This window comes from Arthrobacter sp. ov407 (assembly GCF_900102895.1).
Classification (GTDB): domain Bacteria; phylum Actinomycetota; class Actinomycetes; order Actinomycetales; family Micrococcaceae; genus Arthrobacter.
Genome location: NZ_FNGD01000017.1, coordinates 1 through 25,020 on the forward strand (window position 1 = coordinate 1; position 25,020 = coordinate 25,020).

The 25,020-nt window shown below is 67.2% G+C and carries 20 protein-coding genes; 15 read left to right on the top strand and 5 right to left on the bottom strand.

Going from position 1 to position 25,020, the window contains the following annotated elements; translation table 11 throughout:
- The 3 genes from BLS42_RS18040 to BLS42_RS18050 form a co-directional block, all read left to right on the top strand.
- On the top strand, positions 1 to 307 hold a 307-nt coding region (locus tag BLS42_RS18040), incomplete at its 5' end, for an IS3 family transposase (RefSeq protein WP_143019233.1).
- 138 nt (positions 308 to 445) lie between these two features.
- On the top strand, positions 446 to 862 hold the full coding sequence (locus BLS42_RS18045) for a chorismate mutase (RefSeq protein ID WP_090583644.1): 417 nt from the start codon (positions 446 to 448) through the stop codon (positions 860 to 862).
- Positions 863 to 864: 2 nt separating this feature from the next.
- Positions 865 to 1,908, top strand: a complete 1,044-nt coding sequence (locus BLS42_RS18050; protein ID WP_090583646.1) for a uroporphyrinogen decarboxylase/cobalamine-independent methonine synthase family protein — start codon at positions 865 to 867, stop codon at positions 1,906 to 1,908.
- A gap of 48 nt (positions 1,909 to 1,956) precedes the next feature.
- Here the strand turns inward: BLS42_RS18050 and BLS42_RS18055 are convergent, their stop codons facing one another.
- Positions 1,957 to 2,664, bottom strand: a complete 708-nt coding sequence (locus BLS42_RS18055; RefSeq protein ID WP_090583648.1) for a DUF4166 domain-containing protein — start codon at positions 2,662 to 2,664, stop codon at positions 1,957 to 1,959.
- A 179-nt stretch (positions 2,665 to 2,843) separates the two neighbouring features.
- Here BLS42_RS18055 and mtrA point away from each other — a divergent pair, with 179 nt between their 5' ends.
- The 7 genes from mtrA to secA all read left to right on the top strand — a co-directional run bounded on the left by mtrA (position 2,844) and on the right by secA (position 13,299).
- On the top strand, positions 2,844 to 3,518 hold the full coding sequence (mtrA, locus tag BLS42_RS18060) for an MtrAB system response regulator MtrA (RefSeq protein ID WP_090583650.1): 675 nt from the start codon (positions 2,844 to 2,846) through the stop codon (positions 3,516 to 3,518).
- 298 nt (positions 3,519 to 3,816) lie between these two features.
- Entirely contained in the window at positions 3,817 to 5,505 is a 1,689-nt protein-coding gene (gene mtrB / locus BLS42_RS18065) for an MtrAB system histidine kinase MtrB (protein WP_371129617.1), read from the top strand.
- On the top strand, positions 5,502 to 7,220 hold the full coding sequence (locus BLS42_RS18070) for an LpqB family beta-propeller domain-containing protein (RefSeq protein WP_090583652.1): 1,719 nt from the start codon (positions 5,502 to 5,504) through the stop codon (positions 7,218 to 7,220). Before mtrB ends, BLS42_RS18070 begins: the two co-directional genes overlap by 4 nt.
- Positions 7,221 to 7,344: 124 nt before the next feature.
- Positions 7,345 to 8,310, top strand: coding sequence for a ComF family protein (locus tag BLS42_RS18075; RefSeq protein WP_090583655.1), 966 nt, complete (start codon positions 7,345 to 7,347; stop codon positions 8,308 to 8,310).
- 170 nt (positions 8,311 to 8,480) lie between these two features.
- Positions 8,481 to 9,206, top strand: coding sequence for a ribosome hibernation-promoting factor, HPF/YfiA family (hpf, locus tag BLS42_RS18080; protein WP_090583657.1), 726 nt, complete (start codon positions 8,481 to 8,483; stop codon positions 9,204 to 9,206).
- 33 nt (positions 9,207 to 9,239) lie between these two features.
- The gene (locus tag BLS42_RS18085; protein ID WP_090583659.1) at positions 9,240 to 10,457 is read left to right on the top strand and encodes a winged helix-turn-helix domain-containing protein; all 1,218 of its coding nucleotides are present in this window, start codon (positions 9,240 to 9,242) and stop codon (positions 10,455 to 10,457) included.
- 103 nt (positions 10,458 to 10,560) lie between these two features.
- On the top strand, positions 10,561 to 13,299 hold the full coding sequence (gene secA / locus BLS42_RS18090; RefSeq protein ID WP_090583661.1) for a preprotein translocase subunit SecA: 2,739 nt from the start codon (positions 10,561 to 10,563) through the stop codon (positions 13,297 to 13,299).
- 183 nt (positions 13,300 to 13,482) lie between these two features.
- Here secA and BLS42_RS18095 read toward each other — a convergent pair whose 3' ends face one another.
- Positions 13,483 to 13,965 carry an Rv3235 family protein gene (locus tag BLS42_RS18095; RefSeq protein WP_090583662.1) on the bottom strand — a complete coding sequence of 161 codons (483 nt, stop codon included), beginning with the start codon at positions 13,963 to 13,965 and terminating at the stop codon, positions 13,483 to 13,485.
- Positions 13,966 to 14,035: 70 nt separating this feature from the next.
- Positions 14,036 to 14,845: a LysM peptidoglycan-binding domain-containing protein gene (locus BLS42_RS18100; RefSeq protein WP_176803528.1), complete on the bottom strand. Its 810-nt coding sequence runs from the start codon at positions 14,843 to 14,845 to the stop codon at positions 14,036 to 14,038.
- Between the two features lie 210 nt (positions 14,846 to 15,055).
- On the opposite strand from BLS42_RS18100, the gene BLS42_RS18105 reads away from it, so the two are divergent.
- Complete coding sequence (locus BLS42_RS18105) at positions 15,056 to 15,625, top strand: hypothetical protein (protein WP_090583742.1); 570 nt, start codon at positions 15,056 to 15,058, stop codon at positions 15,623 to 15,625.
- A gap of 14 nt (positions 15,626 to 15,639) precedes the next feature.
- Here BLS42_RS18105 and BLS42_RS18110 read toward each other — a convergent pair whose 3' ends face one another.
- Positions 15,640 to 15,861 carry a helix-turn-helix domain-containing protein gene (locus tag BLS42_RS18110; RefSeq protein ID WP_090583666.1) on the bottom strand — a complete coding sequence of 74 codons (222 nt, stop codon included), beginning with the start codon at positions 15,859 to 15,861 and terminating at the stop codon, positions 15,640 to 15,642.
- Between the two features lie 152 nt (positions 15,862 to 16,013).
- On the opposite strand from BLS42_RS18110, the gene BLS42_RS18115 reads away from it, so the two are divergent.
- Genes BLS42_RS18115 through BLS42_RS18130 form a run of 4 tightly spaced genes read left to right on the top strand, consistent with a single transcriptional unit; the run spans position 16,014 to position 24,417 of the window.
- Positions 16,014 to 16,658: a CpaB family protein gene (locus BLS42_RS18115; RefSeq protein ID WP_090583743.1), complete on the top strand. Its 645-nt coding sequence runs from the start codon at positions 16,014 to 16,016 to the stop codon at positions 16,656 to 16,658.
- Complete coding sequence (locus tag BLS42_RS18120; protein WP_090583745.1) at positions 16,655 to 17,980, top strand: CpaE/TadZ family protein; 1,326 nt, start codon at positions 16,655 to 16,657, stop codon at positions 17,978 to 17,980. Before BLS42_RS18115 ends, BLS42_RS18120 begins: the two co-directional genes overlap by 4 nt.
- 57 nt (positions 17,981 to 18,037) lie before the next feature.
- Positions 18,038 to 22,912, top strand: a complete 4,875-nt coding sequence (locus BLS42_RS18125; RefSeq protein ID WP_090583668.1) for an NAD-glutamate dehydrogenase — start codon at positions 18,038 to 18,040, stop codon at positions 22,910 to 22,912.
- Between the two features lie 35 nt (positions 22,913 to 22,947).
- Complete coding sequence (locus BLS42_RS18130) at positions 22,948 to 24,417, top strand: sensor histidine kinase (protein WP_090583670.1); 1,470 nt, start codon at positions 22,948 to 22,950, stop codon at positions 24,415 to 24,417.
- Between the two features lie 191 nt (positions 24,418 to 24,608).
- Here BLS42_RS18130 and BLS42_RS18135 read toward each other — a convergent pair whose 3' ends face one another.
- On the bottom strand, positions 24,609 to 24,857 hold the full coding sequence (locus BLS42_RS18135; RefSeq protein WP_003804966.1) for a WhiB family transcriptional regulator: 249 nt from the start codon (positions 24,855 to 24,857) through the stop codon (positions 24,609 to 24,611).
- Positions 24,858 to 25,020 lie beyond the last annotated feature (163 nt).

Here is a 25,020-nt window from a genome sequence, read left to right on the forward strand (position 1 = left end):
ACAGCAGCCGCTGGTGCATTCGGATCAGGGCTTCCAGTACCGGCACGTCTCCTGGCGCGTTCTTCTGGAGGGCGCCGGCGCGGTTCAATCGATGTCCCGCAGGGGCAACTGCTACGACAACGCGGTGATGGAGAACTTCTTCGGCCACCTCAAGGAAGAGCTCTTCCACCATGTCCGGTTCCTCAGCACCGACGCACTGGCAGCGGCACTGCACGAATACATCCGCTGGTACAACACCGAAAGAATCTCAACAAAGCTCAAGGGCCTGAGCCCGGCGCAATACCGGGCCCAGGCCCTCGCGGCCTAGGATCTTATTTGGCCAGTCCAACTTTCGGGGACCAGTTCACCATGAACGGTGGGCATGCCCATTTGGCGTCTCCGGCGGGCGCCTGCAACGGCGCTTAACAGCGGGAGCCATTGGCCGCCGTGCCCCTAGACTGGATCAATGACCGAGCAGAACCTCAATCTCCCTGAAACCGATTCCTACGACCCGGCGGCAAGCTCCCTGGCCGGTTCCGTGGATCCCACGGTTATGGCGGAGCTGTTGTCGATCCGCTCCAGCATCGACAACATCGATGCCACCCTCGTCTTCCTCCTCGCCGAACGCTTCAAAGCCACCCAGAAGGTCGGCTTCCTCAAGGCCGCGCACAAGCTTCCGGCCGGGGACCCGGGCCGCGAAACGGCGCAGATCGCCCGGCTGCGGCACCTCGCGGCCGAGGCCCACCTGGACCCGGCCTTCGCGGAGAAATTCCTGAACTTCATCATCGGCGAGGTCATCCGCCACCACGAGGCCATCGCCGAAGACCACCAGGCCGCCCAGGCCTCCGGCTCCGCGGACGCCGCCCGCGCCGCAGAGGCCTAGCCATGACCGGAACAGACTCGTCCGCACCGGGCCAAGTGACCGCGACTGGGCTTGGCCCGTGGCCCGGCGAGGACCCGGCCGAGGCCGCCCGCATCATCCGGGGTGAACTGGGCAGCCCGCACCTGCCGTTCCTTGCCGAACTTCCCGACCGCGGCGTCGGCTCCGATGCCGTGGGCCGGACCGCCTCTTTGCTCGTGGAACTCGCCGTCGACGTCCAGCCGCATGGCTGGAGGTTCGTGGACCGTCCCGGCAAGGACCTGCAGCGGGCCAGATCGGCCCTGTCCACCGACATCAACATCCTGGCGGATGTGATCGGCGTCGAGGAAGCGCCGTCGGAGGATATCAAGATCCAGCTGCGCGGGCCGCTCAGCCTTGCCGCGGGCCTGCACCTGCACAACGGGGAGCGGGCACTGCTCGACTACGGCGCCCGCCGCGAGATTGCGGCCTCGCTGGCAGCGGGCGTGGCAGGCTACCTCAAGCGGGTGGCAGAGGCTGCCCCCGGTGTCCGGATCGTGGTCCAGATCGACGAACCTGAAATTGCCTCGGTGCTGGCCGGCACCATTCCCACCGCCAGTGGTTACCGGACCCTGCGCTCGGTGCCTGGCCGGGAAGTCACCGAGTCCTGGCAATTGGTAATCGATTCGCTGAGGGCAGCGGGCGCCGTCGAAACCGTCGTGGCCGTCTCCGAGGTCGAGGCGCCCTTCGAGCGGATCCTGGCGGCAGGCGCAGACGGAATCGCCGTGCCGCTTCGGGCCCTGACCTCGCGCCAGTGGGAACAACTCGCGGGCGCGGTGGAGGCCGGCAAGCGGCTCTGGGCCGGCGCGCTGGACGTGGCTGATCCCGCCGCGAGGCTGCCACGGGTTGGCGACGTCGTGGAAAACGTGTGGCGCCCGTGGCGGCAACTGGGTCTTCCGGCGTCCACGCTGGGGGCGCTGCGGGTCACACCGTCGGAGGGTCTGGCGCGGCACTCACCGGCCGCGGCGACGGCGGTCCTGACCCGGCTGACCCAGGTGGCGGACGGCCTCAACCAGCTGGCCCTCGGCTAGCGCAGCCGCCAGGACGGCCGGGACTGCCGCGGTGGCCGGCGTCCCGACTCAGACCCTGCTCTCCCAGCTGTCCGGACGGGCGTGCCCGGGAAGGTAACCCGGCGTCGCAACACCGCCGGGGTAGGGCTCGAGCCGGTAGTCGAAATGGCCGGCGTACACCAGCACCAGGCCGAGCTGGGGCTGGATCACCTTGACCTGGATCCGGTGCCGTCCGCCGTCCTGCGGCTCCCACCACTGCTCGGCATAGGCCTTGGCGTCGACGGCTGCCGGCAGTGGTATCCGAAGAGGTCCCAGGAACAGCCGGGACGCCTCGGACACTCCGCGGAGCCGGCCCTCCGGCGTGACGCTGAGATTGAGGTCGGTGACGAGTCGACGGAAGCGGCCCACGTAATCCACCAGCCCCTGCCTGCGCCCGGAGTCGTCGAAACTGGTGGTGTCGTGGAAAAGCCGGGTGGTTCCGGGGAAGAAGATTTCCCGTCGAGCCGTCAGGCTTGACCGGCCGAACGGGTCCAGGTGGGCGTGGTTCTCGATCCGGAAGCGAATGCCCTCGCCGTACTCGGGGAAGAAGGCCTGCTCGCCGGTGGTGAGGCGGAGCAGGGGACGCAGCCACGCCTGCCGGCAACCGACGACGTCGAACACCCCCTCGCCAACACCGTAGTGGCCGGACCCCGGTGCCAAGGCGAAGTATTCTTGGAGCTCCGGCTGCAGTCGTTCAAAGTCGCTGCCCAGGGCGCGCTCGTAGATGGGGGTGTTCACGGGTTCCTCCTGCGGTCCGGGCCGGTTCACTGGGCCTGTCCACAGCATGCAGGACAACGCGGCAATTGTCACAGCGTCCAGCGCATCGGCGGGGTTCCGGCGGCGGTGGCCGGACCGTCTGCGCCATGCCGGGGGCCGCCCGATACGACAAAGCCAATTCCATAGGGGAATATATAACTATGAAGGCACGCATTCTGGTAGTGGATGATGACGAGGCGCTCGCCGAGATGATCGGTATTGTGCTGCGCAATGACGGCTTTGAACCCGTCTTCTGCGCGGACGGCGGACAGGCGCTGGACGTGTTCCGCGCCTCCAAGCCGGACCTCGTCCTGCTCGACCTTATGCTTCCGGGAATGGACGGCATTGAGGTCTGCCGCCAGGTCCGTGCCGAGTCTGACGTTCCGATCGTGATGCTGACCGCCAAAGCGGACACTTCGGACGTGGTCCGCGGCCTCGAGTCCGGGGCAGATGACTATGTGCCCAAGCCCTTCAAACCCGCCGAGCTCGTCGCCCGGGTCCGGGCCCGGCTCCGTCCGGGTGACCAGAAGGCCCCGGAAACCCTGCGGATCGCCGACGTCACGATCGACGTGGCCGGCCACCTGGTCAGCCGCGGCAACGACCGGATCTCCTTGACACCGCTGGAATTCGACCTCCTCGTCGCACTGGCCCGCAAGCCGTGGCAGGTGTTCACTCGTGAACTGCTCCTGGAGCAGGTCTGGGGCTACCGGCACGCCGCCGACACCCGGTTGGTCAATGTCCATGTCCAGCGGCTGAGGTCCAAGATCGAACGTGACCCCGAAGCCCCCGAAGTTGTATTGACGGTTCGTGGTGTGGGCTATAAAGCAGGTTCCTGAGCCTGCGGACCGCGGTGTCCGCCAGGCCACTGCAACGGACACTGCGACAGACACTGCGCCGGACATGCCGGACATGACGAACACGGCGCCGGACTCGGCGCAGGCAGAGTCATCCGCAGCGTCAACCCAGGCGTCCACCGCAGAGTCATCCGCCAAGCCGTCCACACCGCGCGGGCCCAAAACGCCGCCTGCCGGCGGCGGCCCGGGCCTTTGGCGCGGATTCGCTTTCCGGACCCGGTTGTGGGCAAAACGCGCGAGGATCGTTGGCGTCCGGGTCGCGCGGCTGGTCCGCACCGGGATGCAGCGTCTCTGGCCCGGCATCCGGTACCTTCTCAGGGAGGTGCAGCGGAAATGGCGGCGTTCGCTGCAGTTCCGGACCGTCCTCACCACCCTGATGCTGGCCATCGGCTCGTTCGCGGTGGTGGGCGCTTACCTGTCCAACCAGATCGCCAACAACCTGTTTCAGGAACGGCTCGCCCAGGCCGAATCGGAGACGCGCTACAACGTCAAGCAGGTCCAGGACACGTTCGACGGTGCCCAGGTCACGGACCAGTCCAGCGTCATCACCCTGGTCTATGACACCCTGAACGCCGTCGAAGGCCGCGGATCCGTGATCCAGCGGCGCTACGTCTTCGAGGCAATGCCGGAGCAGACCAAGCCGCGCAACCGTTGGGTTGAATCCCGGGCCTCGGACCAGCTCACCATCGGTGTTATCCCCCCGGACCTGCGCAAAGCCGTGCAGGACTCGGGCAAGGACCAGTACTGGGCGTCCACCCAGTTCCCCGTGGGCACTGAAGACCGGCCCGGCATCGCCGTCGGCAACAAGGTGACCTTTAACGGCACCGTCTACGAGCTCTACCTCATCTATGACCTCAACACGGCGCAGAAGACGCTGGATGAGATCCAGAACGTCCTGCTGGCCGGCGGGGCCCTGCTGGTGCTCATGATTGGCGGCGTCGCCTGGTATGTCACCCGCAACGTGGTCAGCCCGGTCAGCCATGCCGCCGTCGTCTCCGAGAAGCTCGCGGCCGGCCAGCTGCAGGAGCGCATGGTGGTCAAAGGCGAGGACGAGGTGGCCCGGCTTGGCGCCTCGTTCAACCACATGGCCGCAAGCCTCCAGGAGCAAATCACGCAGCTGGCCATGCTCTCGCAAATGCAGCAGCGGTTCGTCTCCGATGTGTCCCACGAGCTCCGCACGCCGCTCACCACGGTGCGCATGGCCGCGGAAGTCCTCTATGACGCCCGCGAGGATTTCGACCCCATCAACAAGCGGTCCGCGGAGCTGCTCTACAACCAGGTGGAACGCTTCCAGTCGCTCCTGGCGGACCTGCTGGAAATCTCCCGCTTTGACGCCGGGGCTGCCACCCTCGATGCCGAACCCACGGACATCGTGCAGCTCGTGGCACACGTCATTGAGGCGGTGGCGCCCGTCGCCGCCGAATACGGCTCCGCCGTCACCCTCAACGCCCCGGACGGCAGCGTCATTGTCGACATGGACGACCGCAGGATCGACCGGATCCTGCGCAACCTGATCCTGAACGCACTCGAACACGGCGAAGGCCGGCCGGTGAACGTCTCTGTGGCCGCCAGCGACACGGCCGTGGCCGTGGCCGTACGGGATCACGGAATCGGCATGACTCCGGCCGAGGCTGCCCGCGTCTTCGACCGCTTCTGGCGCGCCGATCCAGCCCGTGCCCGCACCACCGGCGGCAGCGGGCTGGGACTGTCCATCGCTGCCGAGGACACCAAGCTCCACGACGGCTGGCTGCAGGCCTGGGGGAGCAAGGGCCGCGGATCGAACTTCCGGCTGACCCTTCCGCTGCGCCGGGACGAGCCGGTCACCAAGTCCCCGCTCCAGCTGGAACCGGTCAACGTCGGGCTCCCGGTAACGGGCAGCCAGCGGACCGTGGTGGTGCTGGATCCGCCGCGGTCAGCAGAGACGCCGGCCAGGACACCCGGGGGAACCGAAACGGAGGACAGGGCATGAGTGGGGTTTCGGGCAAGTTCACCCGCGTGGGGGCTGCGCTGCTGGCCCTCGTCCTGCTCTTGTTGACCTCGTGCGCCCAGATTCCGCGCTCGGGTCCGGTGGGCAAGAGCACGGACGAGAGCGCGGGAAACCCCAACGCCCCGGTCTTCTTTCCGGCCGCGCCGCGTTCCGGCGCCGGACCCGAAGCAGTGATCGAAGACTTCTACCTCGCCGGTACCGGCTACGAGGACGACTACGCCGTGGCCCGGCAGTACCTCACCCAGGCTTCGTCGGTGACATGGAAGCCGGACCAGCGGACGCTCGTGTTCCGGAAGGCCGCAGTGGTGGCCACCGGCGTCGAAAACGTCTTCAACTACCGGCTCGACGTCGCCTATTCGGTGGACGCCGACGGCGTGGCCACGCAGCTTCCCGCGGGCACTACCGAAAACATTCCCGTCACCCTGACGCAGGTGGACGGCGAGTGGCGGATCTCCGATCTCCCGGACGGCACGGCCATTCCGGAACAGACCTTCAAGGTCATCTACGGCGCCTACCCGATCTACTTCTACGACCCCACCTTCAAGTACGCCGTGCCCGATGTCCGGTGGTTCATCCGGAAGAAGACCGTCAAGGCCATGACGAGCGCCCTCCTGGGCGGCCCCGCCCCCTACCTCAAGGGCGCCGTCGTCAGCGCGTTCCCCTCAGGCATCAAGCTGGCCCGCGAGTCCGTGCCCGTGGTCTCCGGAGCCGCCCAGGTGGATCTCACCGCCAAGGACCTCGTCGAGGCCTCCAACGAGGACCGCCTGCGGATGCAGACGCAGCTGGCCCTGACGTTCCGCAGCCAGCCGGATGTCATCAATGTTGAGCTTCGGGCCAATCAGGATCTGGTGCGCGTCGAGGACAACGGCACGGTCCTGCCCCCGGTCCGGGACGAAAGCGTCCCCGCCTACCAAATCGCCGTCAGCAACCATGACCTGGTCCGGTACGAGAACAATAGGCTTTCACCGCTCCCGGACATCCAATCTGTCGCGGCCCTGTCACCGCATGCGCCGGCGGAGTCCACCGAGTCACAAGCCGCCGCGTTCCTCAACGCCGCCCGCACCACGATGTACTCGATAGTTCCGGGCCAGCCCGCCAGGGCACTGACCACGCGGGCTACGCTGTCCCGGCCTTCGTTCGGCCGCTACGACTGGGTCTGGACCGCCGGGCCGGGTGCTGCCGGTGCCACCGAGGTGATGGCCTACCGGCCGGTCGGTGTGGCGGAGAACGCTAGGGTACCCACCGTGACCCTGTCGCCGGGATGGCTGGCCGGCCGGACCGTCAAGGAATTCCGGATTTCCCGGGACGGCACGCGCGCACTTGTCATTTCGGAGCACAACGGAAAGAGCAAGGTCCAGATCACCGGGATCATCCGGAACGCGGACGGCACCCCGAGGGACCTGACCGCGCCCCTGACCCTCCTGACTCCCCGGAATCCGGACCGAGGGGTCTGGGTGGATGACACCACGGTCGCGGTCATGAAAGCGTCCGCCAGCGATGCCGTCACGCCCGAGTTGTTGTCCCTGACCTCGGCGCAACCGCAGCAACTGGCGCCGTGGCCCGGGCTGACAGCGCTCAGCGCAGGCAACGGGACATCCGAGATCTACGGCCAGTCCGCCGAAGGGATCTTCCAGCAGCTGGGCAACGGCTGGTCACCGCTGCTCAAGGGCCCCACCGACCCGTCCTTCCCAGGCTGACCCACGCGCCTTCCGGCGACGGCAGTGGACCGGTATCGGCGGCGCGCGAGGCGCGGCCGGCCTGTTGTCCACATAGCGGCCCGCAGGGCTACAACGGAGTGCGCCCACGGTCCAGGATCGGAGGATGAGCAGCCACACGGATCAGGACCCCAGCCGGGTGCGGCCCGCCGTGGATCCGGACCTTGCCCCGGCCGCAGCGACAGCGGCGCGTCACCGCGGGAGCTACGCGCGGCCGCTGGCGAGGCTGTGCGACCGGACGGCCGAGGCAGCGGCAGAGGTCCTCGCCCTGGCCCTTCCAGTGGACTGCGTCTGCTGCGGGGCGGAGGACTCGGTACTCTGCGGCGCGTGCTCCCGGAAGCTCCGCCTCCTGACGCTGAGACCGTTCCGGGCGGAGGCCCAGGCTCCGGCCCTGATGGACGTGGACGGGTCGGTGCTGCTGCCCGTGGTGGCGGCCGGGTCATACCGGGCAGAGCTGGCGCAGTGCCTGCTGTCCTTCAAAAGCCACGGGCAAGCCCGACTCGACGCCGAGCTGGGCCGCGGCCTCGCGCGGGCCCTCCACGCCGCGGCCGGGCCGGCGCAGGGACTCGTCCTCGTCCCGGTGCCCACGAGCACCGCCGCGTTCCGCACGCGGGGTTTCAGTCCCGTCCATCTCCTGCTCCGTCGGCTCGTCCGCGGCAAAGATATCCCAGAGTTCACCGTCGCGGACGCGCTGCGGAAAACCGTGCCGCCCGCGCGGAGCCGGATGCCACCGGCCTTGCCCCTGTTGGACAGGTGGCGGGCCGGCCGGGCAGGGGACCGCTCCCTGCCCGGCGGTCAGAAAGGGCTGGGCCGGGGTGCCCGCACCCGGCGCGTACGCGGATCCATGCGGGCCAGGTCCGGCCTGTGGTCTGCCCGAGTCGAAGGACGTCCCTGCATCATCGTCGATGACGTGCTGACCACCGGTGCCACCCTGGCGGAGGCAGCGCGTGCGCTACGGGCCGCAGGGGCCATTGTCAGCGGCGCCGTGGTGGTGGCCGCGACACGCCCGCCGGCCACCTCCGACGTCGACGCCGCCAGCCCCGCGGTGGCGCGGATGATCGGCGGGACGTAAAAAAATAAACCGTAAAAGGATGAATAACAGGTGTCTATGAACTAACGTCGAAGATGGGTACCAAGAACAGATGTACCTGTCGATAGCGGCTCGGAAAGGGGCTCGACTGTCATTCAGATCGGCCCCCGGAAGTACCGCCGTCGTGTCACCGAAGTCATTTGGAGGGCACCATGGAGTTCATGATCAGCGGACGCAACTTGACGGTCTCAGACCGGTTCCGCGAATATGCCGACGACAAGATCTCAAAGATCGCGTCGTTGGGAGACAAGGTCCAGAGGGTGGACGCGAAGGTCACCAAAGAGACCAAAGCCCGCCAGACCGCCGAATCGCTCACGGTTGAGTTGACAGTCTTGGGGCGCGGCCCAGTAATCCGCGCAGAAGCGAGTGCCGCCGACAAGTTTGCTGCGTTCGATCTCGCTTACAACAAGCTTCTTGAACGCCTGCGCAGGGCCAGGGACCGCAGGAAGGTCCACCACGGCCGGCACACGCCGAAGTCCGTCACCGAGGCGACGGCAGCCCTGGAGCCGGCCAGCCCCAGCGAACCCCTCTACGTGGAGGCGGCGCACCAGCAGGAGACCCAAGCGACGGCGGCAGAGAAGTCGCCATACGATGTCGAGAACGATATTCCGGCCGGCGATTCACCCGTGCTGATCCGCCGGAAGGTATTCCCCGCGGCCCAGCTCACCCTCGATGACGCCGTCGACAACATGGAGCTTGTGGGTCACGACTTCTACCTTTTCGTGGACAAGGAGACCAAGGCGCCGTCGGTCGTGTACCGCCGTGACGGCTGGACCTACGGGGTCATCTCCCTTGACCAGACGTGCGAGCCCGGACATTCGAGTCTGGAAGAGAAAATCCTGGCCTACCGTTCAGAGGATGAGCCCGCCAGCGCATAAGCTGGTGCAGACTTTTCCGACGAAGGGACTAACGTGCAAGCATCGCTGAGCCTGGCACAGGCACGGCGGATCGCGTTGACAGCCCAGGGATTGGACAAGGAACGGCCCGCCGGACCCGTGAGCGCACGGGCGGTGGGCCGGACCTTTGCCCGGCTGCACCTGGTTCAGATCGACTCCGTCAACGTGGTGTCCCGCAGCCACTTCCTGCCGTTCTTCTCGCGGCTCGGCAACTACGACCGCGCCATCCTGGCACGGATGGCGGGAACCCACCCGCGCCGGATGATGGAGTATTGGGCCCACGAGGCCTGCTTCATCCGACCCGACCACTTCCACGATCTCGTGCAATGGCAGAACCGCAAATGGGTGGGCGCGCACAGCATGGACCCCGAACTGCGCAACGGGGTGGCGGCCAAGGTGCTGGAAACCCTGGCCGCCGGGAAGCCGATGACCGCCGCCGAACTGACAGCCCGGCTCGGCCACGTGGAGGATCAGCAGCGGGACAACTGGGGCTGGAACTGGAACGCCGTCAAAAGGGTGCTGGAACATCTCTTCGAAGAGGGCCTTGTCTCCGCATCCTCGCGGACTGAATCCTTCGAACGGCGCTACACCCTCACCTCCAAGGTGCTCCCCGGACCGGGCGGGGAAGCGGCATGGCCCGAACCGGACGCGGCCGCCGCGATGGACCGGCTGATCGACGCAGCGGCCCGGGCCCACGGTATTGGGACCGTGCGGTGCTTCGCGGACTATTTCCGGACACCGCAGAAAGCAGCCGCCGTGGCAGTCCGGAACCTCGTGGACAGCGGCCGGCTGCAACCGGTCACGGTAGCCGGCTGGGACCGGCCCCTGTACCGTCACGCGGAGGCGAAACTTCCGCGCTCAGCCACCGGCCGGGCGCTCCTCAGCCCCTTCGACTCCCTGGTGTTCGAACGCCGGCGGCTCGAGGAGCTGTTCGGATTCCACTACCGGATCGAGATCTACACGCCCGAGCCGAAGCGCAGGTACGGCTACTACGTCCTGCCGTTCCTGCTCCGCGACGCGATCGTCGCCCGGGTGGACCTCAAAGCGGACCGGGCCGGCGGCCGGCTCCTGGTCAGGACCGCCCATGCGGAAGCCGGCGCGCCGGCGGACACCGCCGTCGAACTGGCCGCGGAACTGCAGCTCATGGCAGAGTGGCTGGGACTGGACGGGGTAGTTGTCTCGCCAACGGGGAACCTTGCGCCGGCGCTCGCCGAAGCCGTGGCTGCCCGGTAGATCGCACTATCCGCTGTGAGGGAACAGGCGCCACCGGCCCTGCGTCTCTCCCGTAGACTAAACACGCCAGAATTCGGCAGCTTGAGACTGGGAGCAACTTCACGTGGCATCACTTATCGAAAAACTTCTCCGCACGGGTGACAAGAAAACCCTGCGGCAACTGCGGAACTATGCCGATTCCATTAATGCCCTGGAGAGCTCCTTCCAGACCTTCACGGATGCCGAGCTCCGTGAAGAAACCGACCGTCTGCGCGAACGCCACCAGGCCGGCGAGAAGCTGGACGATCTGCTGCCCGAAGCCTTCGCGGCCGTCCGCGAAGCCTCCTCCCGTACCCTCGGCATGCGCCACTTCGATGTCCAGCTCATGGGCGGCGCCGCCCTGCACCTGGGCAACATCGCCGAAATGAAGACCGGTGAAGGCAAGACCCTGGTCGCCACCGCTCCGGCGTACCTCAATGCCCTCGCCGGTAAGGGCGTCCACGTCATCACCGTGAACGACTACCTCGCCGAATACCAGTCCGACCTCATGGGCCGCGTCTACCGCTTCCTCGGCCTGAGCAGCGGCTGCATCCTGTCCAACCAGGACCCGGCGCTGCGCCGCGAGCAGTACGCCGCGGACATCACCTACGGCACCAACAACGAATTCGGCTTCGACTACCTGCGCGACAACATGGCGTGGGACAGCTCGGAACTCGTCCAGCGCGGCCACCACTTCGCCATCGTCGACGAAGTGGACTCGATCCTCATTGACGAGGCCCGCACCCCGCTCATCATCTCCGGTCCGGCCCAGGGCGACACCAACCGCTGGTACAGCGAATTCGCCAAGGTCGTCACGCGCCTGCACGCCGAAACCGACTACGAGGTCGACGAGAAGAAGCGCACCGTCGGTGTCCTCGAGGCCGGCATTGAAAAAGTCGAGGACTACCTCGGCATCCACAACCTCTACGAGTCCGCCAACACCCCCCTGATCGGATTCCTGAACAACGCCATCAAGGCCAAGGAACTGTTCAAGCGCGACAAGGACTACGTCATCCTCGACGGCGAGGTGCTGATCGTCGACGAGCACACCGGCCGCATCCTCGCCGGCCGCCGCTACAACGAGGGCATGCACCAGGCCATCGAAGCCAAGGAAGGCGTCGAGATCAAGGCCGAGAACCAGACGCTCGCCACCGTCACGCTGCAGAACTACTTCCGCATGTACGGCAAGCTCGCGGGCATGACCGGCACGGCCGAGACTGAGGCCGCCGAGTTCATGAGCACCTACAAGCTCGGCGTCGTGGCCATCCCCACCAACCGCGACATGACGCGGATCGACCAGGCCGACCTCGTCTACAAGAACGAGACCGTCAAGTTCGACGCCGTCGTCAATGACATCGCCGAACGCCACGAAAAGGGCCAGCCGGTCCTCGTCGGCACCACCAGCGTCGAGAAGAGCGAATACCTCTCCCGGCTGCTGGCCAAGGAAGGCGTCCGGCACGAGGTCCTTAACGCCAAGAACCATGCCCGGGAAGCGTCCATCGTGGCCCAGGCCGGCCGCAAGGGCGCCGTCACCGTCGCGACCAACATGGCCGGCCGCGGTACCGACATCATGCTCGGCGGCAACGCCGAGTTCACCGCCGTCGCCGAACTGGCCAAGCGGGGCCTGGACCCGGAGGAAAACTCCGAGGAATACGAAGCCGCATGGCCCGAGGCGCTCGAATCCTCCAAGCAGGCCGTCAAGGACGAGCACGAGGAAGTCCTGAACCTGGGCGGACTCTACGTGCTCGGCACCGAACGGCACGAGTCCCGCCGCATCGACAACCAGCTCCGCGGCCGTTCCGGACGCCAGGGCGACCCAGGCGAGTCCCGGTTCTACCTCTCGCTGACAGATGACCTGATGCGCCTGTTCAACTCCGGCGCGGCTGAACGGCTCATGAACAGCTCGGTGCCGGACGACGTCGCCCTCGAATCCAAGCTCGTCTCGCGCGCCATCGCCTCGGCCCAGGGCCAGGTGGAAGGCCGCAACGCCGAACAGCGCAAGAACGTGCTGAAATACGACGACGTCCTGAACCGCCAGCGCGAGGCAATCTACGGTGACCGGCGCCGCATCCTCGAAGGCGATGACCTCCACGAGAAGGTCCAGTACTTCCTGGAAGACACCATCAACGCGTTCATCGACGAGGCCACGGCCGAGGGCACCGGCGATGACTGGGACTTCAACCTCCTGTGGTCCAATCTCAAGACCCTCTACCCCGTAAGCTTCACCCCGCGCGACGTCATTGACGAGGCCGGCGGCAAGTCCCGCGTCACGGTCGACTTCCTCCGGGAAGAGATCCTCTCCGATGCCCGTCTGGTCTACCAGGCCAGGGAGCAGGCGATCGGCTCCGAGAGCATGCGCGAACTGGAGCGCCGGGTGGTCCTGTCCGTCATCGGGCGGAAGTGGCAGGAACACCTCTACGAGATGGACTACCTCAAGGAGGGCATCGGGCTGCGCGCCATGGCCCAGCGCGACCCCCTGGTGGAGTACCAGCGCGAGGGCTTCATCATGTTCCAGGCCATGATGGAGGCCATCCGCGAGGAGAGCGTCGGCTTCCTGTTCAACCTCGACGTCGAAGTGACACCGGCCGAGGACGTTGTGGTGGCGGACGCCGAGGGCCAGCACACCGAACACCACGAGCCGCAGATCCATGCCTCCGGACTTGAGGCCCCCGAGAAGCCCGCACAGTTGCAGTACACCGCGCCTGGCGAAGACGGTGCCGCCCAGACCCGGATCGAGGCGAAGGGCACTGGACGCTCGGGAAACCCGGCCAAGGCCGCGGCGCAGGACATCGGCCGCCGCACTGCGAAGAAGAAGCGCCGCTAGGCACGACGCCAACACACGGGAGGACCGGAGCGATCGCTCCGGTCCTCCCGTGTGTTTGCGCCTCCTTTCTCCCCGGCAGGCCAGGCCAGGTTCCTGCCTGCGGCGTGCTCTTGGCTCCTGCCTGCTTCTGCCGGCGCCTGTTTCTGCCCTTTTCTGCCTGCTTCTGCCGGCGGCCCCGGCCGTTCAGCCGATCTCCAGCACGGTGACGCGCCAGGCCGATGTGCCGCGCTCCAGCCGCAGGGCGACCGCGCGGACCCGTGATTCCTCGACCACCACCGCGCTGGCCTCGTAGACGTCATCCGATACGCGGCAGGCCCGGACGGACCGGACGGACGGGTTGCGGTGCAGCCGGCCGGCCGTCGGCGAGCTGCCGGAGGCAACGCGGCGGGTCAGTGCCGCACGGTGCTGCAGGGCCGCCAGGCAGCGGGGGTCCAGGCGGCGGGAGAGCTGCTGCGCGGGCCGCGTACCAGCCAGCACTTCGATGGCCGCCTGCACGGTGTTGCGTGAAATCGTACAAATCTCGCCGGCTTCGTCAACAACACGCAGCGGCGGCGGGGCCGCAGCGGCGGGCATGGCTGGCGCCGCCGTGCCGGACACAACCCGGAGAGCGGGGACATGCGGGGCTGGGGTCGCCGCGGCTGAGCGGATCCCGGTGACTGCGTTCATGACGGTTCCTTTGCTGATCGCTGATGGCTGATGACTGATGGCTGATGCTTGTCGGGGTAGGGGCGGGTCCTTAATTTGGCGGCGGGAGGACGAGGACTTGTCCGGGCCGCAGGAAGTGCGGGTTGGGTCCGATAGCCTCGCGGTTCCGCGCATACAGCCGGGGCCACTCTCTGGCGATGTCGGCGTCGGACGCGAGCGGCCCCAGCGCCGCCGCCGCAATACTCCACAGCGAATCACCGGACCGGACCGTGACCTCCCTGCGGGCGCCGGGGGTGTCCTGCGCGCGTGCGTGGCGTGCGGCCAGGGGGCCGGCATCCACGATCGGACTCGCTGGCTTCCAGCGCGGATCCACTGCGGATCCGGCGGCCGGATCTTGCGGCCCCGGCGCCGGGGCCTGCCCGGGTTGCGGTGTCCACGATGCCGACACCGCTGCCTGGCCGGGCAGGCCCGGACCGGGTCCGTCAGGCGCAGTCGCCGCGGTGGCCAGCGGCGCTGTCAGCAGCTGCAGGCCGACGGCGGCGAGAACGAGGCGTCGCATGAACGCCGGGCTGAACCGGCCCGTGGCAGCCGCCGCGCGGGTCCTGCCAAGACGGTCAAGCAGCGCTGCCGCGACGGCGATGGCCAGGGACATCACCCACCAGGTGATGACGATCAGCCCGGCGGTATTTGCCACGATGCCCAGCTGGTCCTCGAAGGAAAGTGACTGCCGGCGGGCCGAGCCTGACTGCCAGCGCTGGACGAGGAAGCCTCCGGTAGCCGCGAGGAAGATCCCGAGCAGCAGGATGGCAGTGGCCATGGCCGCGTCGGCCCGAACCGTCTGCCTGGGCGGGGACAAGGGCGAGGGCCGGGTCCCGGGTTGCGGCGCTGCTGTCCGGTCCATGGCTGCTTCCTCCATTCGATCCAAATGCTGTTTGATGCTGTTTGATGCTGTTTGATGTCACTTGATGATGTTTGAGGCTCTTGAATCGAGTCTGGGCCTGTACGCACCAGTTTGTCTAGATGCAGTTCGGCGCCTGTGGATTGAGCGGCGCCTATGGCTTGTCCGTGCCTGTGGATTGACCGGGGCGGGAGGCGAGCCTACGCTGGCGCCATGCGGTGGGACGCCCTGTTTGACGACATGGAGGCGCAGCTGGCGGCGCGCCAGCGGCTGGATTTTGAGGCTGAAATAGCGGAGCGTGCACTGGTGGACTCTGCGGGCGTGGAGCTCGCGGACAGGCTCCGCGGGTCCCTTGGGCTCAGCATCCGCGTGCACCTGTTTTCAGGGCCGGTGTTCGAGGGGGTGCTGAGCCATGCGGGCAGCGAAGCCCTGGTCCTTGATGAGCCCCAACACCAGGTGTTGATTCCCTATGCCGCGGCCGCACAGTATGGGGGTCTTTCGCGGGTGGCGGTTTCCGAACCGTCAACCGTGCGCCGGCGGCTCGGTTTGGGCAGCGCCCTCCGGGGACTCGCCAGCAAACGGGCGCGGGTGACCATATTTCTCTCGCACGGGCGGGCAGAGGCCGCTCTCCACGGCGTCATTGACACGGTCGGCCGGGATTTCCTGGATCTGGCCTTGACGCGGGAGGGCGAAGACCGGCGTCCGGCGAACGCCCGGCAGGTGGTGGCCATTCCTTTCGGCGCCCTGGCGAGCGTCAGATCCGTTGGTGCCGCGGGCGGCTAGTCAGAACGCCAAGTTCAACTTCCGGCAGACTTCGACTTGGCCTCTTCGATCATGCGGCTGGCCTCGGCGTAGCGTTCCTGGATGTACTGCTCGAGCATCTTCTCCTCGACACGCCACTGGCCGCGGCCGCCCACCTGGATCGCCTTGAGCTCGCCGCTGCGAACGAGCGCGTAGGCGGCCGGAGAGTTGATCTGGAGCTGCTCGGCAACGTCAGCGAGAGTCAGGAATCGGGGCATGAGTCCATTTTGCCACCGTTGATGCCTACTGGTGCGGTTATCCACAGTTTGCGCCTGTTTGGCCCTGGATCTTCCACCCGGGCGGAACGGGCGCAACAATGGGGGTGCCCGGCATCCCGGGAATGGGCGGCGACGACAGGGGGAGCGGACGCATGAGTGGAAGCGCGGCAGCCGAAGGGGCCCGTTTGAAAAAGCCGTCCTGGAAAGACCCCCGGCTCCTCGTCGGAATCCTGCTGGTCCTGGCATCCGTGGTGGGCGTGGTCTCGCTGGTCGGCGCCGCGGACCAGACCACCGAAGCCTACGCGGCGCGGGAGCCGATCGCCGTCGGCGAGACGCTGACCGTCGACAAGCTGCACCGGGTCAAGGTACGGCTCGGCGAGGTGGAACAGCACTACCTGACCCCGGAGTCCGGCCTGGATGCGGGCCTCGTGGCCGTGCAGAGGATCGGCAAGGACCAGCTGCTGCCCCGCGAGAGTGTCGGCCAGCTCGATGGGCTGGACCGCAAGCCTGTCGCCGTCACCGTCGAGGAAAACCTTCCCGCGCAGGCCGTCGCGGGCTCCCGCGTGGACGTCTGGGTGGCCTTGCCGGATACCCGCAACGGCTTCAGCGAGCCCAAGCTGCTCCTCTCCGGCGCCGAAATTGCGCAGATCACCTCGGGCAGTACGGCCCTGGGGTCGTCCCGGTCGATGGTGGTCATGGTTCTGGTCCCGGACGCCCAGATGCCGAAGCTGCTGGGAGCCCAGGCCAACAAGGCAAAGATCGCCGTCGTGTGGAATCCGGGCGGTACGGCGCGATGAGCATTCCCGTGGTGACTGTGGGGGACTCCCGCGACGACCTGGTGGGTGGCCTGGAGCGTCTGCACGGACCTGTGTCCGTTGTCCGGCGGTGCGGCGAGCTAGCGGAACTGCTGGCCGCCTGCCAGAGCGGGCTGGCCCGCGCCGCTGTGATCGCGTCGGGCAGCGAAGAGCTGACGGCCTCGCTGGTGGACCGGCTGGCCGCCGTCGGCGTCGTCGTCATCGCCCTGACTGACAATCCGGAAGAAGCGGCCCGCCTGCGGACCATTGGCGTGGCAGCGGAAGCCCCCTCTGCTGATGCCGCTGACCTTGCGGCGCGGATTTCCGCAGCGGTTGCGCAGCTCAGTGGCCCCGGACACCGGCCGGGGCCCGCTGCGTCCGAGGACGCCTCCTCCGTCGCCGTCACGGCCGTTGGGCAGGTTCCGCGGTCGTCCGGGGTGCACGCAGTCACCCCAGGCACTGCCGCGAAGGGCCGGATCATTGCGGTCTGGGGCCCGGCCGGCGCGCCGGGCCGGACCCTGGTGGCCGCCAACATTGCGGGGGAGTTGGCCGCGGAAGGGCAATCGGTGCTCCTGGTCGACGCCGACAGTTACGGGGCCAGCGTGGCCGCCCTCCTGGGTCTGCTGGACGAGGCTGCCGGGCTGGCCCAGGCCTGCCGGCTGGCAGACCAGGGCGTGCTCGACGCCGATGCCCTGCTCAGGATCGCCACGACGGTGGCGACCAAGGCCGGGACGTTTCGTGTACTCACCGGGATCACGCGGGCGGACCGCTGGACGGAACTGCGCGCCGCGGCGCTCACACTGGTGCTGGAGCGGGCCCGGGAGATCGCGGATGTCACGGTGGTGGACACCGGCTTCTGCCTCGAAGCCGATGGCGAGCTGGGCTTTGACAGCGGCGCGCCGCGCCGCAACGCCGCGACCCTGAGGAGCCTGGAGTTGGCCGACACGGTCTTGGCCGTCGGGGCGGCCGACTCCATCGGCGTGCCGAGACTTGTCCGCGGCCTTGCCGAGCTTCAGGCGGCTGTCCCGCAGGCAGCGCCCCAAGTGGTCATGAACAAAGTCAGGACCTCCGCCGTCGGGCGCTCGCCCGAACGCCAACTCCGGGCTGCGTGGGAGCGGTACGGCCCCTCGGCGCCGTTGACGGCGTTCCTGCCATCCGACCCCGCGGCCTGCGACGACGCCCTGCTGTCCGGGGCACTTTTGCTCGAATCCGCCCCCGAATCTGAGCTGCGGCGGGCGGTCGCCGCATTGGTTTGTGCACCTGCCCAGCGAAACAAGAAATCCTTTGTCTTTTCTTCCACAGCAGAGCGCCGGGCAAAGCGTTAGGGTCAACATAAGGGCCGCAAAGAGGCGGCTGTGAACTTCTTTTATGGAGGCGTTTCGATGTCGTCTGGGTCCAGCGTGGAGGATCAGCCCGTTTCGATCGGTAGTAGCGAAGGCTACCTCGGTGATTACTACGAGCACCTCGCGGAGGAGGATTTCCGGGCCTATCCCCAGGAAGTCCTGACGGCAAGGGCCGATACCCACGGCCAGATCGCGGCGACGCGGATGCCAGGCATCGCGAACATCGCCCTCCGTGACGAAGCCGACTGCAGCGTCCTGTACATCGTCACCGATGACATGCCGTTCCTCGTGGACTCCGTCAACGCCGAACTGGTCCGCCAGAACGCACCCATCCACCTCGTACTGCACCCGCTTTTCGTGGTGACCCGCAACCGCGAGACCGGCGACCTGGTCAAGGTGGCACGCGTACCCTCCCACCTGGGCATCTCCAGCGGTGACACGGCGGCCATGCCGAACCTCTCCCACCTGATCGCCGAGGGTGACAACGCCTCGCACATGGAATCCTGGATCGCTGTCGAAATCGATCTCGTGGGCGAGGACAAGCGCGCGGAACTGGTCAAGGGAATCACCCGGGTGCTCGGCGACGTCCGCGCCGCCGTCGAAGACTGGCAGAAGATGCGCACGAAGGCCCTTGAGATCTCCGCGGATTTGGACAGGGTGGCCAACCGGGCCCAGATTGCCGAGCTGCGCCAGGCCCAGGACCTGCTCCGCTGGCTCGATGACGGAAACTTCACTTTCCTGGGGTACCGCGAATACGACCTCGTGAACGTGTCCGGCGAGGATGTGCTGGAGCTGCGCGAGGAAAGCGGCCTCGGCCTGCTCCGCGCCGGCTCGGACAGCCGCCAGGTCCAGCACCTCACCGAGGCCGGCAGGAAGAAGGCACGCGAGAAGCGCGCCCTCGTGATCACGAAGGCGAACTCGCGCTCCACCGTGCACCGCTCGGCGTACCTGGACTACATCGGCGTCAAGAGCTTCGACGCCGCCGGCAACGTCAACGGGGAACGCCGCTTCATCGGCCTCTTCGCCACCACCGCCTACGCCGGATCCGTCCGTGATATCCCCGTGGTCCGGGAAAAAGTGGCCGCTGTCCTCCACGACGCCGGCTTCCCGCCGGACTCGCACTCGGGCAAGGACCTGCTGGGCATCCTCGAGACCTACCCGCGCGATGAGCTCTTCCAGATCGAAATCCCAGACCTCGCCGCCATCGCCACCGGCATCCAGAGGCTGCAGGAACGCCGCCGGACGAGGCTCTTCCTGCGCCCGGACATCTATGGCCGGTTCATGTCCGCCGTCGTCTACCTGCCGCGCGACCGCTACACCACCAACGTCCGCCTGCGCATTGAGCAAGAACTGCGGGAGACCTTCAACGCCGTGTCCATCGACTACGAGGCGCGCATGACAGAGTCCGCTCTGGCCCGCCTCTTCTTCCGGATCCGGCTGCCAAAGGACGCCGACGTCAGCAACGTCAACAGCGACGAGCTGGAGAAGCGCCTGGTCCGGGCCGCCCGCTCGTGGAGCGAAGGCATATCCGAAGTCCTGCACGCCCGCGGCGACAGCAGGGGCCCCGGTCTCAGGGAGGACGGCGCCAAGGAACTGGCAGCCGTCTGGGCGGAAGCATTCCCAGCCGGCTACCGGGTGGACTACGAGATCGAAGACGCGCTGCAGGACATTGACCGCTTCGAAGAGTACGGTGCCGCGGCCGAACGGGCCGGCGAGGCCGTCAAGGAGCAGCCCGGCGTTCACGTGTATCTGCCCGACGGCGCCGGAGCCACGCTGGAAGAGGACGCCCGCGTCAAGCTCTACATGCTGGAGCCGAAGAGCCTGAGCCAGATCCTGCCGTACTTCCATAACCTCGGCCTCGAGGTCCTGGACGAACGCCCGTTCGAGATCGAGACCGCGGATCACCGCGACTTCTTCCTCTACGACCTCGGCCTCAAGTACCCCGCCGGCGTGGATCCCCAGGCCACCGGCCAGCTGCTGGGCGAGTCCTTCGGCGCAGCCGTGACCGGCCTCGTGGAGTCCGACAGCTTCGACCGGCTGGTGCTGCGGGAGGGCATGCACTGGCGCCAGGTGGTCGTACTGCGCGCTTACGCCAAGTACATGCGGCAAATGGGCAACACCAACTCCTTCGGATTCCTGGCCGACACCCTGCTGGCGAACGCGGATGTCACGCGGGGACTCAGCGCCCTGTTCGCGGCACGCTTTGACCCCGCGCTCAGCGACGCCGAGCGCGTGCTCAGGGAGGTCGAGGTCCTCGCCGGACTGGATGCAGCGATCGAGGAGGTCGCGACCCTCGACGCCGACCGTGTGCTGCGCACGTTCAAGAACCTGATCGTGGCCACGCTCCGGACGAACTACTACCAGAACAAGCCCCACCTGAGCTTCAAACTGGATCCGTCCCTCATCGGGGGCCTGCCGTTCCCGCGGCCCATGTTCGAGATCTGGGTCTACTCGCCCCGCGTCGAGGGCGTGCACCTGCGCTTCGGCAAGGTGGCCCGCGGCGGCCTGCGCTGGTCGGACCGGCGCGAGGACTTCCGCACCGAAATCCTGGGCCTGGTTAAGGCGCAGACCGTCAAAAACGCCGTCATCGTCCCGACGGGCGCCAAGGGCGGCTTCTACGCCAAGCAGCTCCCGGACCCCGCGGCCGACCGCAGCGCCTGGATGGCCGAGGGCGTCGAGAGCTACAAGACGTTCATCCGCGGGCTCCTGGACATCACGGACAACCTGATCGTGACGGCCGAGGGCGAAACCGTCAGGCCGCCGGCCGACGTCGTCCGCCATGACTACGACGACTCCTACCTCGTGGTCGCGGCCGACAAGGGCACGGCGTCCTTCTCCGACATCGCCAACGGGCTGGCCGGCGAATACGGCTTCTGGCTCGGCGACGCCTTCGCCTCCGGCGGCTCCGTCGGCTACGACCACAAGGCCATGGGCATCACCGCCCGCGGCGCCTGGGAATCGGTCAAGCGCCACTTCAGCGAGCTGGACCTGGACACCCAGGCGGAGCCCTTCACCGTGGTGGGCGTCGGCGACATGTCGGGCGACGTGTTCGGCAACGGCATGCTGCTCTCCAAGCACATCCGACTGCTGGCCGCCTTCGACCACCGGCACATCTTCCTCGACCCCACCCCGGACGAGGCAACTTCCTACGCGGAGCGCCAGCGGCTCTTCGAGCTGCCCCGGTCCTCCTGGGATGACTACAACAAGTCGCTCATCAGTGAAGGCGGCGGCGTCTTTGCCCGGCAGGCCAAGTCGATCCCCGTGTCCGCACAGGTCCGGACCGCCCTCGGCCTCCCGGAGGGCACCACGGAGCTGAGTCCGCCGGACCTCCTGCGCGCCATCCTCCTCGCCCCGGCGGACCTGCTCTACAACGGCGGCATCGGCACTTACGTCAAGGCCAGCACCGAAACGAATGCCGAGGTTGGCGACAAGGCCAACGACGCCATCCGCGTGGACGGCCGCGAACTGCGGGTCAAGGTTGTCGGTGAAGGCGGAAACCTGGGGATGACCCAGCGCGGACGCATCGAGGCCGCGCTGCAGGGCGTCATCCTCAACACGGATGCGATCGACAACTCGGCCGGTGTGGACTGCTCGGACCACGAGGTCAACATCAAGATCTTCGTGGACCGGATGGTCGCGGCGGGCAAGCTTGAGCCCGCCGAACGTGCGGACTTCCTGGCCTCGATGACCGACGAGGTCGGCCGGCTGGTGCTCGAGGACAACATCGACCAGAACATCCTGCTCCTCAACGACCGGATGCGGGTCTCCGAATGGAGCCCCAGCTACGAACGGCTCATGGACTGGCTGGAAAAGTCGGCGGACCTCAAGCGGGACCTGGAGGCGTTGCCCACCACGGACACGCTGCGCGAACGCCTGGAACAGGGCCAGGGGCTGACCTCCCCGGAGCTTTCGGTTCTGGCCGCCTACGCCAAGATCGAACTTGCCACCGCGCTGCGCGACAGCGACCTCGCCGATGACCCGTGGTTCCGCACGACGCTGCGGTCCTACTTCCCGGAGCAGTTGCGGGAGAGGTTCGACGCCGAACTGGACACCCACCCGCTGCGCCGCGAGATCATCGCGACCGTGGTTGCCAACGACATGATCAACCTCGGCGGTATCACGTTCGCGTTCCGCGCCATTGAGGAAACCTCGGCCACGGAAGCGGCCGTCGCCAAGGCGTTCGTGGCCCTCCGCGAGGTCTACGAGCTGGACATCATGGTCAAGGAGCTCAACGAACTGCCGGCCTCGTTCCCGACCGAACACTGGAGCACCGTCCACCTGGACATCCGGCGGCTGCTGGACCGCGCCGTCCGGTGGCTCCTCGGCCAGGGCTCCGCGTCCCGTCCCATCGCCGAAATCGTGGCCGAATTCAAGCCGCTGATGGATCCCATGCGGGCCCGGCTGCTGGACTACCTTCGGGGCGACGACCGCGCCCGAGTGGCCGAATGGCTGGAGAAGGCGCGCAGCTGGGACCTTCCCGAAGACCTGGCGCACCGCTGGGCGGAACTTTTCGAGAGCTTCGTGCTCCTGGATATCGCCAAGATCGTCCATGTCAGCAAGGAATCCGTGGCCGATATTGCCCACGTCTACTACACGGTCTTCGACCGCTTCCATGCAGATTCCCTCCTCGAACGCATCACCAAGCTGCCGAGGGAGGACCGTTGGCAGGCACTGGCCCGTGCGGCCCTGCGCGATGACCTCTACTCCACCGTCTCGGACATGACGACGGCGGTGCTGGAGTGCACTCCGGCCGGGACTCCGGCGGAAGAGCGGCTTCTGGCCTGGGAGGGCCAGAATGCGGAGCAGCTGGGCCGGGCGAAGTCCATGTTTGACGAGGTCAATGCGCTCGAGGCCGATGACATGGCCTCACTGTCGGTAGCATTGAGGCTCTTGAGGTCAATCGTCCGACGCTAAGGGCTGCTGTCCCTGGTGTCGCAAATGGAGGTGCTGTGGCAATCTTTACGGACCCAATCAGGGAACATGCTGATTTTGGCCCGGGGGACGCCGAATGGCTGCACCTCCTGGTCGGCGACTGGCAGATGGTCGCCGACCTCGCGTTCGCCGACCTCGCCCTGTGGTTTCCGCATCCTGAGCTCGGATACGTGGCACTCGCCCACGTCCGCCCCTCCACCACGCACACGGTGTTCCACGCCGACTTCGTGGGGGAGGGGATCAGGTCGGACCTGCAGCCGCTGGTGGACAAAGCGTGGGAGAGCCGCGCGATCGAGCGCTCCAACGAGACCAACTGGAGCAGCGATATGGCGCTGCGGGTCGAGGCGGTCCCGATGGTCCGCAACGGCCGCACCTTGGCGATCGTGACCTCCCACATGGACCTCTCCAGTTCACGGATGCCCTCCCGGCTCGAGCTCACCTACCGGCAATGCGCCTACGATCTGCTGCGCATGGGAACCCTGGGGCTGTGGCCGGACTTCGCGTCGCCGACAGGCTCGCGCCGCGGCGCTCCGCGTGTGGGTGACGGCCTGATCAGGCTCGACGCCGAGGGGATCGTGCAGTACGCCAGCCCCAACGGGGTCTCCGCGTTCCGCCGCCTCGGCGACGGCGAGTCCCTTGAGGGCCGGTCCCTCGCCGAGGTGACGGCCGGGCTCCTGAGGGACCGGCGCATGGTCGATGAAACCCTGCCGCTCGTCGTCACGGGCCGCATGCCGTGGCGCAGTGAAATCGAGTCACGCGGAGTGAGTCTTTCGTTGCGCGCGATCCCGCTGCGCGACGAGCAGCAGCGGTTCGGCGCCTTGGTCCTGTGCCGGGACGTCTCGGAGCTGCGTCGCCGGGAGATGGAGCTGGTCACCAAGGACGCCACCATCCGCGAGATCCATCACCGGGTGAAGAACAACCTGCAGACCGTCGCGGCCCTTTTGCGGATGCAGTCACGGCGCATGGTCAGCGACGAGGCCAAGCAGGGGCTCGAGCAGGCCATGCGGCGGGTGGCGACCATTGCCCTGGTGCATGAGACGCTGTCGCAGGGCCTGACCCAGAGCGTTGATTTTGACGAACTCATCGGCCGCCAGTTCCGCCTCTCGGCCGAGGTTGCCTCGCCCTCGCAGCAGGTCAAGACGCAGCGTTCGGGCCTCTTCGGGGAACTGCCGAGCGACTTCGCCACCCCGTTGGCCCTCGTCATCAACGAACTGGTCACGAACGCCGTCGAGCACGGGCTGGAGGGGCGTACCGGTACTGTCTGGCTGCTCGCCGACCGGTCGGAGACCGAGGACGGGGATGAACTTCTCACCGTGAAGGTGGAGGACGACGGCGTCGGGCTGCCGGACACTCCGTATGTCGAGGGCCTTGGCCTGCAGATTGTCCGAACGCTGGTCATGAGTGAACTTGGCGGCACCATCCACTGGCAGGCGAGGGACGGCGGGGGAACCGCCGTCCAGATTGTCCTGAGCCTCGCGACGCGCTGACGTCTCATGCAGTGCTGATGCGTCGGTTTGACTGGCCAGTTATCACTGCCTGGTGCGCCCGGCGGCCCGGGCGGCTAATGCGCCCGGCGGCTTAAACAGGCAATGGCCGCGGACCTGTGGGTCCGCGGCCATTGCTGCAGGGCCGTGCGGTGGCTGCCGGCACTGTAGCTGTCAGTGTTTGGGCAGCGGAATCAGGAAGCGCGCCGTGCCCGTGCGGCGCGGCGCTTCAGGGCGCGGCGCTCGTCCTCGCTCATGCCACCCCATACCCCGGCGTCCTGGCCGGACTCCAAAGCCCATTGCAGGCAGGTGTCCACAACCGGGCAGCGCCGGCAAACACTTTTCGCTTCCTCGATCTGCAGGAGGGCAGGGCCCGTGTTTCCAACGGGGAAGAACAGCTCCGGGTCCTTGTCAAGGCAGGCTGCGCGGTTACGCCAATCCATGCTGATCAGTCACTCCATTCCTGGGAACTCGTTAAATGCCTTTGTGAAATTATTCACTAGAGGCTTCATAAGAAAAGGGCCCATTTGGGGCCCCCTCGGTCATCTGGATTAAGCGTGTCATGTTAACGCTGTGTAAACAAGGGGTAATAGAGGTCGAGATGCC